Source organism: Streptomyces griseoruber (genome assembly GCF_001514205.1).
GTDB classification, from domain to species: Bacteria; Actinomycetota; Actinomycetes; order Streptomycetales; family Streptomycetaceae; genus Streptomyces; species Streptomyces griseoruber.
In genome coordinates, this window is sequence record NZ_KQ948770.1 from 216,115 (window position 1) to 228,655 (window position 12,541).

The following is a 12,541-nucleotide window of genomic DNA, read 5'->3' on the forward strand; positions in this document are numbered from 1 at the left end:
AAACACCGGCCCTCAGTGTGTTCGGGGCGATCCGAAGCTACGGATCGGGGCGATGTTTCACGTGAAACATCGCCCCGTTTCATGGCCTCAGCTCTGCTCGGCCCACCACTCCTTGAGCGCCGCCACCGCCGCGTCGTACTCCATGGGGCCGTTCTCCAGGCGCAGCTCCAGCAGGAACTTGTACGCCTGGCCGATGACAGGGCCGGGGCCCACGCCGAGGATCTCCATGATCTGGTTGCCGTCCAGATCGGGGCGGATCGCGTCGAGCTCCTCCTGCTCCTGGAGCTGGGTGATGCGCTCCTCCAGGCCGTCGTAGGCCCGGGAGAGAGCGGCGGCCCTGCGCTTGTTGCGGGTCGTGCAGTCCGACCGGGTCAGCTTGTGGAGGCGGTCGAGCAGTGGTCCCGCGTCCCGGACGTACCGACGGACGGCGGAGTCGGTCCACTCCCCGGTTCCGTACCCGTGGAAGCGCAGGTGCAGCTCGACCAGCCGGGAGACGTCCTTCACCAGGTCGTTGGAGTACTTGAGCGCGGTCATGCGCTTCTTGGTCATCTTCGCCCCGACCACCTCATGGTGGTGGAACGAGACCCGGCCGTCCTTCTCGAACCGCCGGGTGCGCGGCTTGCCGATGTCATGCAGCAGCGCGGCGAGCCTCAGGGTCAGATCGGGGCCGTTCTCCTCCAGCGCGATCGCCTGCTCCAGGACGATCAGCGTGTGGTCGTAGACGTCCTTGTGCCGGTGGTGCTCGTCGCGCTCCAGCCGCAGGGCGGGCAGCTCCGGCAGGACATGGCCGGCGAGGCCGGTGTCGACCAGCAGGCTCAGCCCCTTGCGCGGGTGCGCGGAGAGGATCAGCTTGTTCAGCTCGTCCCGCACCCGCTCCGCGGAGACGATGTCGAGGCGCTCCGACATCTCCTTCATCGCCGTGACGACCTCGGGGGCGACCTCGAAGTCGAGCTGCGCGGCGAACCGGGCGGCACGCATCATCCGCAGCGGGTCGTCGGAGAAGGACTCCTCGGGTGTGCCCGGGGTGCGCAGCACCCGGGCCGCGAGGTCGTCACGGCCGCCGTGCGGGTCGATGAACTCCTTCTGCGGAAGCGCCACGGCCATCGCGTTCACGGTGAAGTCACGACGGACGAGATCCTGCTCGATGGAGTCGCCGTACGACACCTCGGGCTTGCGCGAGGTGCGGTCGTACGCCTCGGAGCGGTATGTCGTCACCTCGATCAGGTAGCCGTCCTTCTGTGCTCCGACGGTGCCGAAGGCGATCCCGACCTCCCACACCGCGTCCGCCCAGGGCCGCACGATCTTCAGGACGTCCTCGGGGCGGGCGTCCGTGGTGAAGTCGAGGTCGTTGCCGAGCCGGCCGAGCAGCGCGTCCCGGACCGAGCCGCCGACCAGGGCGAGGGAGAACCCGGCCTCCTGGAAGCGGCGGGCGAGGTCGTCGGCGACAGGCGCGACCCGCAGCAGCTCGCTCACGGCGCTGTGCTGCGCCTGGCTCAGGGCGCTGGGGGTGTCTTCGTTGGCGTTCGGCACAACAGGAAAGGGTACGTGGCCGGGCGGGCCCGGGGCGCCCCGATTACCGCGCGGGGACACATCGCCCCATAGCGTCGGAAGGCGATCCTTAGAGCTTTTTCACCGACACTCCTCTCCATACGCGACGATAGAGGACAGGAGGCAGGCCCCACCTGATCTTGTGGACCGGTCCGCGGCACTTCACCTCCGCGCACATCGTTACCATGCGTGGACGCACATTCCGACGACCACTGACGACGACGAGAGACGGGCGAACGCGTGGCCGAGGCGGCAGACTTCCCGGGGATGAGTCCCTCACCTGCCCGCCGGTGGCTGCGGCGCACCGGAGCACTGCTCGCCGGGGCGCCCCTGCTGGCCGGGCTGCTGCAGCTGCCCGCACTCCCCGCGCACGCCGACGCCGCGGCAGGCGTCAAGGAAGCCTCCGACAAGGGCTCGGTCTCCGTGGCCGTCGACTCCCTCAGCCCGGCCGTCCCCACCGACGGCGACACGGTGACCGTCTCCGGCACGGTGACCAACAAGGGCAAGCAGGCCGTCACCGAGGCGCACGTCGGCCTGCGGGTGGGGTCCGCGCTCACCACCCGCTCGGCGATCGACGACGCCGCCGGCGACGCCGAGGACCTCTCCGCCGGCTACAGCTCCGAGGTGGGCGGCAAGTACGTCGCCAAGTTCGCCAAGCTCACGCCGGGAGTCGCCGAGCACTTCAGCATCTCCGTACCGGTCGACGAGCTGGACCTCGGCGACGACGGCGTCTACCCGCTCGGGGTCTCCCTCTCGGGCGAGACGTCCACGCAGCAGTGGGAGCAGGTGCTCGGCATCCAGCGGACCTTCCTGCCCTGGCAGCCCGACGGCGCGGACACCGCGACGAAGACGACGGTCCTGTGGCCGCTGGTCTCCACCGTCCACATGACGGCCGAGACCGGCTCGAACGCGAGCCAGACGCCCGTCTTCCTCAACGACGACCTCGCCGAGGAGATCGCCCCCGGCGGCCGCCTCGACCAGCTGCTGAGCCTCGGCAAGGACCTCGACGTCACCTGGGTGATCGACCCGGACCTGCTGGCCTCCGTGGACGCGATGACCGGCAGTTACCGGGTCCGCGCCGACGGCGACAAGACCACGGCCGGCACCCACCAGGCCGTCGCCAAGAAGTGGCTGGCCGCACTCCAGGACGCGGTGGCGGACAAGGAGGTCGTCGCCCTGCCCTTCGCCGATCCCGACCTGGCCTCCCTGGCCCACGACGGCACCGGCGTCAGCGGCTCGCTGAGCCAGTTCAAGGCGGCCACCGATGTCGCCGCGACCACGGTGGAGACGATCCTCCATGTGACGCCGAGCACCGACTTCGCCTGGCCGGTGGACGGGGCCGTCGACCCCTCGATCGTGAAGGTCGCCACCTCCGCGGGCGCCGACAAGGTGATCGCGCGCAGCGACAGCCTGGCGGAGACCGGCAACCTGTCCTACACCCCCTCCGCGGCCCGGCCCATCGGCGGCGGCACCACGGCGGTGGTGGCCGACGCCCGGCTGTCCAAGACCTTCCAGGGCGACCTCACGAACGCCTCCGCGTCCACGCTCGCGGTGCAGGAGTTCCTCGCCCAGAGCCTGGCGCTGAACCTCCAGACGCACAAGCAGCGCAGCATCGTCGTCGCCCCGCAGCGCACGCCGACCGCCGGCCAGGCCCAGGCTATGGCGGCGGCCGTCACTGCGCTCCAGGACTCGGGCTGGTCGCAGTCCCAGGACCTCACCACGGCCGCCAGGGCCAAGCCCGACGGCGATGCCACCACCAAGGTGCCCTCGCGGTCCTCGTACCCCTCCTCGCTGCGCAAGCAGGAGCTGCCGAAGTCCGCCTTCGAGCAGATCGCGGCCACCCAGGACACGCTCGACAGCTTCAAGGTGATCCTCACCGACAAGTCCCGGGTGGTGACCCCCTTCGGGCGGGCCATGAACCGGGAGATGTCCACGTCGTGGCGGGGCCGCTCCACCTCGGCGAGCACCTTCCGTCAAGGCGTGCAGAGCTATCTCGACACCCTCACCGACCAGGTCAAGCTGATCGACAAGTCGGAGACCAAGCTCTCCGGGCGCAGCGCCACGATCCCCGTGACCGTGCAGAACAACCTGGTGCAGGGCGTCCACCACCTGGTCCTGCGGCTCACTTCGACCAACGACACCCGTCTGGAGATTGGCGGCCACGACTCCGACCCGCGCATCGAGGTCTCCGGCGGGCACAGCACGACGGTGAAGTTCACCGCCTCGGCCCATGTGAACGGCCAGACCACGGTGATCGCCCAGCTGTACACCGAGGACGGCCAGGTCTACGGTGCGCCGGTGACCTTCGACGTGAAGGTCACCGAGATCACGGCCACGGTGATGCTGGTCATCGGCGGCGGTGTGCTGCTGCTCGTGCTCGCCGGCTTCCGGATGTACACCCAGCGCAAGCGGGCCGCGGCCCGTGAGGCACAGGAGACGGCGGCCGAGGACGCAGACGGCACCGAGGACGCCGACGACGCCGCGCACGCCGAGGAGAGCGCGGCGGCCGATGCCGACGGTGCCCGCGGGACGTCCGCGGACGCCGAGGACCGTACCGGGGAAGAATCGGCCGCCCGGTCCGGGGCAGACGCCCAGGAGCAGCCGAGTGACGGGACAGCGGACACCGCAGCGGAAAGCACGGCCCCCTCGGGGACGGGTGAGAGAGTGGACCGTTGAGGATGTCGTGGCCGGTGGGCCCGGGACGATGAGGTGGGGTAGCCATGAACGCGCCGTACGAGGGTGACCGCGGCCAGGCCGCGGGCAGCTCGGGTCACCCCGAGGGCCCGCCGCCCGAGCACGGCCAGGTACCGCCGCAGCACCCCGCGGACATGTACCTCCAGGACGCCTACGACCAGGACCCCTACGGGTCCCAGGACCTCACCGCGCAGGACCCGGTCGCCGAGGCGCTCTACGACCGTGCCGCGCACCCGCCGCCGCCCCCGGGAACCTACCCGCCGCAGCAGCCGCTCTACGGCCGCCCGGCACCGTCGCCGTACGCGCCCGACCCGCAGGTGTGGGCCCGGCCCCCGGCGCCCGAGCCGGAGGGCCCCACCCAGTACCTGCCCTACGGCGACGACCCGCGCACGACCGAGTTCGTCGGCGTGGACGACCTGGTGTCGCACTCCGGTGAGGAGCGGCACCAGCCCGACGCCTTCGCGCACCTCTTCAAGGACCAGCAGCAGGGCGGCACCCGCCCGTCGGCCGAGTCCCCCGCGGTGCCCGGCCCGGCGATGGCTCCCGGCAGCCAGGGGCCGGCACCGCGCCACCAGGGTCCGGCTTCCGTGCCGCCCGTGGACGACCGCACCATGAACCTCGGCAGCGCGGCCGCCGTGACCGAGGCGCCGGCCCCCGAGCCGGCGGCCGCTCCGGCCGCGAAGAAGGGCGGCAAGGCGGCCGGCCTGCTGAAGTCCAGTGCCGTGATGGCCGCGGGCACGATGGTCTCCCGCCTCACCGGTTTCGTCCGCTCCGCGCTGATCGTCTCCGCGCTCGGCGTCGGCCTGCTCGGCGACACCTTCCAGGTCGCCTACCAGCTGCCGACGATGATCTACATCCTGACCGTCGGCGGCGGCCTCAACTCCGTCTTCGTGCCGCAGCTCGTGCGGGCCATGAAGGAGGACGAGGACGGCGGCGAGGCCTACGCCAACCGGCTCCTGACACTGGTGATGGTGGCGCTCGGCGTGCTGACCGTCGCCGCGATCGCCGGTGCCCCCCTGCTGATCCGGGCGCTGTCCGACCCGGTCGCCAGCGACCCGGCGGCCAACGCGGTCGGCATCACGTTCGTCCGCTACTTCCTGCCCTCGATCTTCTTCATGGGCGTCCATGTCGTGATGGGTCAGATCCTCAACGCGCGCGGCAAGTTCGGCGCGATGATGTGGACCCCGGTCCTGAACAACATCGTCATCATCGTGACGCTGGGCATGTTCATCTGGGTCTACGGCACCGCCGCCGACTCCGGTATGAAGGTCACGTCCATCCCGCCGGAGGGCCAGCGGCTCCTGGGCATCGGCGTCCTGCTGGGCCTGGTGGTGCAGGCGCTCGCGATGATCCCCTACCTGCGGGAGACCGGCTTCCGGCTGCGGCTGCGCTTCGACTGGCGGGGCCACGGCCTCGGCAAGGCCGTGACGCTCGCCAAGTGGACCTTCCTGTTCGTCCTCGCCAACCAGGCGGGCGCGATCGTCGTGTCCCAGCTGTCGACCGCGGCCGGCAAGGCCTCGCCCGTCGACGGCACCGGCTTCGCCGCCTACGCCAACGCGCAGCTGATCTGGGGCCTGCCCCAGGCCATCATCACCGTGTCGCTGATGGCGGCCCTGCTGCCGCGGATCTCCCGCTCGGCGGCCGAGGGCGACGGCGGCGCGGTCCGCGACGACATCTCGCAGGGGCTGCGCACCACGGCCGTCGCGATCGTGCCGATCGCCTTCGGCTTCCTCGCGCTCGGCATCCCGATGTGCACCCTGATCTTCGGCTCCTCCGGCACCAGCGAGGCCACCAACATGGGCTTCATGCTGATGGCCTTCGGCCTCGGCCTGATCCCCTACTCGGTGCAGTACGTCGTCCTGCGCGCCTTCTACGCGTACGAGGACACCCGCACCCCCTTCTACAACACCGTCATCGTGGCCGCGGTCAACGCGACCGCCTCGGCGGTCTGTTACTTCGTCCTCCCGGCCCGCTGGGCCGTGGCGGGCATGGCCGCCGCCTATGGACTGGCCTACGCGATCGGCGTCGGTGTCGCCTGGAACCGGCTGCGCAAGCGGCTCGGCGGCGATCTCGACGGCTCGCACGTGCTGCGCACGTACGCCCGACTGTGCATCGCCTCCGTACCGGCGGCGCTGATCAGCGGCGCGGCCTGCTACGGCATCGCCCAGACCCTGGGGCAGGGCGTCCTGGGCTCCTTCGCCGCCCTGCTGGCCGGCGGAGCCCTGTTGCTCGGCATCTTCTTCGTCGCCGCCCGGCGCATGCGCATCGAGGAGCTCAACTCCCTCGTCGGCATGGTCCGCGGGCGCCTGGGGCGCTGAGCGAGGGGGAGTCGCACAACCATCGTTAGCCGCCGTGTGTCGTGCATAGCGGCGGACTGTGGGCACAATTGGATCCGGCGTCGGACGGCGCGCACGAGGTCGGCGGCGCGCATGGGATGGGGAGGCAGGAACGACGGTGGCGGAACGGAGCACGGCTGCCGTCGACGTGGCAGACAACAGCGGCGATGAGCCGCTGACCGCACAGGCGGACCAGTCCACGGCCGACGGGGTGGCCAAGAACCGGGAGCGGGACACGGACAGCGACGAGGCACAGGGGGGTGGCGGGATCGAACATCCCGGCAGGCCCTCACCGCCTGAACTGCACAGCGGCCACAAACTCGCCAGACGGTACCGCCTCGAGGAGTGCGTCACCCGTCTGGACGGTTTCAGCAGTTGGCGTGCGGTCGACGAGAAACTTCGCCGTGCCGTGGGGGTCCACATCCTGCCCGCGGACCACGCCCGCGCCCGCTCGGTGCTGGCCGCGGCCCGCTCGTCGGCGCTGCTCGGCGACCCTCGCTTCGTCCAGGTTCTGGACGCCGTCGAGGAGAACGACCTGGTCTATGTCGTCCACGAGTGGCTGCCCGATGCCACCGAGCTGACCACGCTGCTCGCGTCCGGCCCGCTGGAGCCGCACGACGCTTACCAGATGGTCAGTCAGCTCTCGTCGGCGATGGCCGCGGCGCACCGTGAGGGGCTGGCGCATCTGCGGCTGAACCCCAACGCGGTCCTGCGCACCTCCAGCGGCCAGTGGCGCATCCGGGGGCTCGCGGTCAACGCCGCGCTGCGCGGCATCACCTCCGAGACCCCGCAGCGCACCGACACAGAGGCGATCGGCGCCCTGCTGTACGCGGCGCTCACCCAGCGCTGGCCGTACGAGAACGACGCCTACGGCCTGTCCGGGCTGCCCAAGGACGTCGGTCTGATCGCCCCCGACCAGGTCCGCGCCGGCGTCCACCGGGGATTGTCCGAGCTGGCCATGCGCGCGCTCGCCAACGACGGGGCGACCGCGTCCCGGCACGAGGCCGCGTGCACCACGCCGGAGGAGCTGGTGAAGGCGATCGGGGAGATGCCCCGGATCCGCCCGCCGGAGCCGACGTTCACCGCGCCGCCGGAGTACCAGCGCACGACGTACCAGCAGGGCACCTACGGCCGCCCCGCGCCCCATCCGGGTGCCACGCAGCCGGTCCCGACCCCGCCGCCCCCGTTGCAGAGCCGCACCGGCCGGGCCCTGAAGTGGGCGGTCTCCGCGCTGCTCATCGCCGCCCTCGGCCTGGGCAGCTGGCAGCTCGCGGACGCCCTGATGAACCGGGACAAGTCCGACGACACCAACAAGACGCAGACCACGGACGACGGGGACAAGAGCAGCGCCTCGCCGAAGCCGGCCACCACCCTGAAGATCCAGGGCGCCGCCGAGTACTACCCCGACGGCAAGGCCCAGCACCCCGGCGACGTGAAGCTGACCTACGACAACGACAGCTCCACGTACTGGCGTTCCAAGTCCTTCAACGGCGGCCCCGTGCTCGCCCCGTACAAGCAGGGCGTGGGCATCGTCTACGACCTCGGTTCCGAGCAGAGTCTGTCGGCCGCTTCGATAGGGCTGCACTACGGCGGGAACTACACGGCCGCCACGCTGTACGCGGCGGACTCCCTCTCGTCGTCGGCGTCCCTCAGCTCCATGACGAAGATCGCCGACGCCAAGACCACCGGCCAGGAGTTGCAGATCTCCGCCAAGACGGCCGTGAAGACGCGGTACGTTCTCGTATGGATCACGGCGGCCCCGTACTCGGGGTCGGACGACTACAGCGGGGCCGGCTACAAGCAGGCCATCACCGATGTGAAGTTCACGGGCTGATGACGCACCGAAGGGGGAGGGGGTCCCATGGCGCAGGGCGGCGGCTACGACGCGGCCAGCGATCAGGACCTCCTCGCCCGGCATGTGCAGGGCGACCCCGACGCCTTCGGTGAGATCGTACGGCGGCACCGGGACCGACTCTGGGCGGTCGCCCTGCGGACGCTGGGCGACCGTGAGGAGGCCGCCGACGCCGTCCAGGACGCCCTGGTGTCGGCCTACCGTGCCGCCCACACCTTCCGTGGCCAGTCTGCCGTCACGACCTGGCTGCACCGCATCACCGTGAACGCCTGTCTGGACCGGGCCCGCAAGGCCGCCTCCCGCAAGACCTCGCCGGTCGATGACACCGAGCGCCTGGAGCAACTGCTCGAACCCCATGAGTCCGCCTCCGCCCCCGCGGAGCGCAATGACGTCCACCGTCAGCTCCTCGAAGCGCTCGGTACCCTTCCGCCCGACCAGCGGGCGGCCCTCGTCCTGGTGGACATGCAGGGCTACCCGGTCGCCGAGGCCGCCCGCATCCTCGAGGTGCCGACCGGCACGGTGAAAAGCCGCTGTGCCCGGGGCAGAGCCCGGCTGCTGCCGCTGCTGACGCATCTGAGGCCGGAAAACACCGGCGACGACGAGGAAAGCGACGGGGGGCGGAACCGGGCGCAGGGGACAACCGTCCCACCGGCAGCGGACCCTCCCGACGAGGGACCGGCCAGTGCCGGGTCAGGCGATTCAGCAGCGGTGAAGGGCGGAGGTGGGCGAACGTGACATCGACGACGGACACGACCGGGCACCCGGACGTCACGGAGATCTCCGACCTCACCGAGGGCCTGCTCGCTCCTTCCCGGAGCGCCGATGTACGCCGGCATCTCGACGGCTGCGAGCTCTGCGCCGACGTCCACACCTCGCTCGAGGAGATCCGCGGCCTGCTGGGCACGCTCCCCGAGCCACCCCGGATGCCGGAGGACATCGCCCGGCGCATCGACACCGCGCTCGCCGCCGAAGCGATCACCGGCACGACGGCCGACACGGCCGACACGGCCGAGACGGGCGCCAAGGCCGAGACGGGCGCCAAGGCCGACACGGACGCCGAGGCTCTCGCCGGCACCGAGACACCGCATGTTTCACGTGAAACACCGGTCGCCGCAGACCGGCCCTCGGGCCATGCCCGCACCGCCACCACCGGCCCGGGCCGCAAGAGCGGCAAGCGGGGCGGGCGCCGCAGGGTCGCCGTCCTGGGCGCCGTGCTCGGTGCCGCCGCCCTGGGGCTCGGTGGCGTCCTGATCTCCTCGCTGACGGGCGGCGGAGAGCCGGGCACCTCCGCACACGGGCAGTCCACCGCCGCCGACACCTTCACCCAGGGCACCCTGGAGCAGAAGGTCACGGATCTCCTCGGCAGGGCCCAGGGGTCCAAGGCTCCGAACAGTCTGGGCATCGAAGGCAGCACCGGCAGCCCCCGGCCCAGGGTCTACACGGAGCCCACCGTCCCCGTCTGTGTCCAGAAGGGCATCGGCCGCAGTGACGCGGCCCTCGCCACCGAGGAAGGCGTCTACAGGGGAACGGACGCGCTTCTCGTCGTGCTGGCCGACGCCTCCGACAGCACCAAGGTCAACGCCTACCTCATGGACAGCACCTGCGTCACGGGTTCCTCGTCGGGCCCGGCCAAGATCCTTCTGAAGGCTTCCTACACCCGTCACTGACGGCCCACCTGCGACTCCGTCTCCGGCTGCTCTCCCCAGGGGATCCTCCCTCCGTGTGCCCGGACACAGCGGGAATGCGCGCCCCTTAGGATCCGTTGGGTGGGGTGAGAGTTCAGAGCAGCTCCCACCGGTCGAACGACGCAGACCAGAGACGAGGAACAAAGCCGTGAGCGACGTCCGTAACGTGATCATCATCGGCTCCGGGCCCGCCGGCTACACCGCCGCGCTCTACACCGCGCGCGCGTCGCTGAAGCCGCTGGTCTTCGAAGGCGCCGTCACCGCGGGCGGCGCCCTGATGAACACCACCGAGGTGGAGAACTTCCCCGGCTTCCAGGACGGCATCATGGGCCCCGAGCTCATGGACAACATGCGCGCCCAGGCCGAGCGCTTCGGTGCCGAGCTCATCGCGGACGACATCGTCTCCGTCGACCTCACTGGTGAGATCAAGACCGTCACGGACACGGCCGGCACGGTCCACCGTGCCAAGGCCGTCATCGTCGCCACCGGCTCCCAGCACCGCAAGCTCGGCCTGCCGAACGAGGACGCCCTCTCCGGCCGCGGTGTCTCCTGGTGCGCCACGTGTGACGGGTTCTTCTTCAAGGACCAGGACATCGCCGTGATCGGCGGCGGCGACACCGCGATGGAGGAGGCCACCTTCCTCTCCCGCTTCGCCAAGTCCGTCACCATCGTCCACCGCCGGGACACCCTGCGCGCCTCCAAGGCGATGCAGGAGCGCGCCTTCGCCGACCCGAAGATCAAGTTCGTCTGGGACAGCGAGGTCGCCGAGATCCAGGGCGACCCGAAGCTGGCCGGGCTGAAGCTGCGCAACCTCAAGACCGGCGAACTCTCCGACCTCGCGGTCACCGGTCTGTTCATCGCCATCGGCCACGACCCGCGCACCGAGCTCTTCAAGGGCCAGCTCGACCTGGATGAGGAGGGCTACCTGAAGGTGGCCGCGCCCTCGACCCGGACGAACCTGACCGGTGTCTTCGCGGCCGGTGACGTGGTGGACCACACCTACCGCCAGGCGATCACCGCGGCCGGTACCGGCTGCTCCTCCGCTCTCGACGCCGAGCGCTTCCTCGCCGCCCTCGCGGACGAGGAGCAGGCCGAGCCCGAGAAGACCGCTGTCTGACCCCCCTCTCCCGCCCCACCGCACAAGGAATGAAGGAGCCCCCTGTGGCCGGCACCCTGAAGAATGTGACCGACGCCGACTTCGATGAGGTCGTCCTCAAGAGCGACAAGCCCGTTCTGGTGGACTTCTGGGCCGAGTGGTGCGGCCCGTGCCGCCAGATCGCTCCGTCCCTCGAGGCCATTGCCGCCGAGCACGGCGACAAGATCGAGATCGTCAAGCTCAACATCGACGAGAACCCGAACACGGCCGCGAAGTACGGCGTCATGTCGATCCCGACGCTGAACGTCTACCAGGACGGCGAGGTCGCCAAGACCATCGTCGGCGCCAAGCCGAAGGCCGCGCTCGTCCGCGACCTGGAGACCTTCATCTCCGAGTGACGCACTGTTTCACGTGAAACAGCGCACCGGCAGAGACAGGAAGGGGCCGGTCCACCAGGACCGGCCCCTTCGTCCTGTCTACAGCGGTCTCAGCACCGGCTCCTTCTGTACGGCCCCCAGCAACCGGTCCAGGGCCATCTCCACGTCTTCCTTCCAGGAGAGCGTGGTCCGCAGCTCCAGCCGCAGCCGAGGGTGGCTGGGATGCGGCCGCACCGTCTTGAAGCCCACGGCCAGCAGATGATCCGCGGGGAGCAGACAGCCCGGTTCCTTCCAGCGGGCGTCGCCGAAGGCCTCGATCGCCTTGAAGCCGCGCCGCAGCAGATCCTTCGCGACCGTCTGCACCATCACCCGGCCGAGTCCCTGCCCCTGGTACCCCGGCATGATGAACGAGGTCATCAGCTGCACGGCGTCCGGTGCCACAGGGCTTGTGGGAAACGCCGTCGAGCGGGGCACATAGGCCGGCGGAGCGTAGAGCACGAACCCCACAGGACGGTCGTCGACGTACACCACCCGGCCGCATGATCCCCAGTCCAGCAGGACGGCGGAGATCCAGGACTCCTTCTCCAGAGCGGCCGTGCCCGCCTTCAGCGCGGCCGCACCCCTGACGGGATCCAGTTCCCAGAAGACACACGAGCGACAGCGCTTGGGAAGGTCCTGAAGGTTGTCCAGCGTGAGCGGTACGAGCCGACGCCCCATGAAGGCTGTTCCTCGCTTCCTTCGCCCGCGGCATCGCGAGCGGCTGTCAGAGCGCTGCGTTCCCTGAGCAGACTGCCGACGAATCCGCCGACCGCCCCCAGCCCCAGCCCCGCGCTCACCAGTCCGGTCCGGCTCATCGTTCGCATGGCCCTCGCCTCCCACTTCGAGGTGCTGCCTGGTGGATGCGCCATACCCCCTCGCATCGTATCCACGATGCGATTCCCGTCGATACCGAC

Annotated in this window: 9 protein-coding genes; 7 read left to right on the plus strand and 2 right to left on the minus strand. The window is 70.4% G+C overall.

Annotation, left to right across the window (positions count from 1 at the left end; translation table 11 throughout):
- Window positions 1-87: 87 nt before the first annotated feature.
- On the minus strand, window positions 88-1,530 hold the full coding sequence (locus AQJ64_RS21600; protein ID WP_055632136.1) for a CCA tRNA nucleotidyltransferase: 1,443 nt from the start codon (window positions 1,528-1,530) through the stop codon (window positions 88-90).
- Window positions 1,531-1,788: 258 nt separating this feature from the next.
- On the opposite strand from AQJ64_RS21600, the gene AQJ64_RS21605 reads away from it, so the two are divergent.
- The 7 genes from AQJ64_RS21605 (at window position 1,789) to trxA (ending at window position 11,609) form a co-directional block, all read left to right on the plus strand.
- Window positions 1,789-4,224: a DUF6049 family protein gene (locus tag AQJ64_RS21605; RefSeq protein WP_055632135.1), complete on the plus strand. Its 2,436-nt coding sequence runs from the start codon at window positions 1,789-1,791 to the stop codon at window positions 4,222-4,224.
- Window positions 4,225-4,268: 44 nt separating this feature from the next.
- Window positions 4,269-6,560, plus strand: coding sequence for a murein biosynthesis integral membrane protein MurJ (gene murJ / locus AQJ64_RS21610; protein ID WP_055632134.1), 2,292 nt, complete (start codon window positions 4,269-4,271; stop codon window positions 6,558-6,560).
- A gap of 136 nt (window positions 6,561-6,696) precedes the next feature.
- A complete protein-coding gene (locus AQJ64_RS21615) occupies window positions 6,697-8,412 on the plus strand; it encodes a protein kinase family protein (protein WP_055632133.1) in 1,716 nt (571 codons plus the stop codon).
- A 27-nt stretch (window positions 8,413-8,439) separates the two neighbouring features.
- Complete coding sequence (sigM, locus tag AQJ64_RS21620; RefSeq protein ID WP_055632132.1) at window positions 8,440-9,165, plus strand: RNA polymerase sigma factor SigM; 726 nt, start codon at window positions 8,440-8,442, stop codon at window positions 9,163-9,165.
- Window positions 9,162-10,097 carry an anti-sigma factor family protein gene (locus tag AQJ64_RS21625; RefSeq protein WP_055632131.1) on the plus strand — a complete coding sequence of 312 codons (936 nt, stop codon included), beginning with the start codon at window positions 9,162-9,164 and terminating at the stop codon, window positions 10,095-10,097. Before sigM ends, AQJ64_RS21625 begins: the two co-directional genes overlap by 4 nt.
- Before the next feature lie 166 nt (window positions 10,098-10,263).
- Window positions 10,264-11,232, plus strand: coding sequence for a thioredoxin-disulfide reductase (gene trxB, locus AQJ64_RS21630; RefSeq protein WP_055632130.1), 969 nt, complete (start codon window positions 10,264-10,266; stop codon window positions 11,230-11,232).
- A 44-nt stretch (window positions 11,233-11,276) separates the two neighbouring features.
- Window positions 11,277-11,609, plus strand: coding sequence for a thioredoxin (gene trxA, locus AQJ64_RS21635; protein WP_055632129.1), 333 nt, complete (start codon window positions 11,277-11,279; stop codon window positions 11,607-11,609).
- Between the two features lie 78 nt (window positions 11,610-11,687).
- Here trxA and AQJ64_RS21640 read toward each other — a convergent pair whose 3' ends face one another.
- The gene (locus AQJ64_RS21640) at window positions 11,688-12,305 is read right to left on the minus strand and encodes a GNAT family N-acetyltransferase (RefSeq protein WP_055632128.1); all 618 of its coding nucleotides are present in this window, start codon (window positions 12,303-12,305) and stop codon (window positions 11,688-11,690) included.
- Window positions 12,306-12,541: the final 236 nt, after the last annotated feature.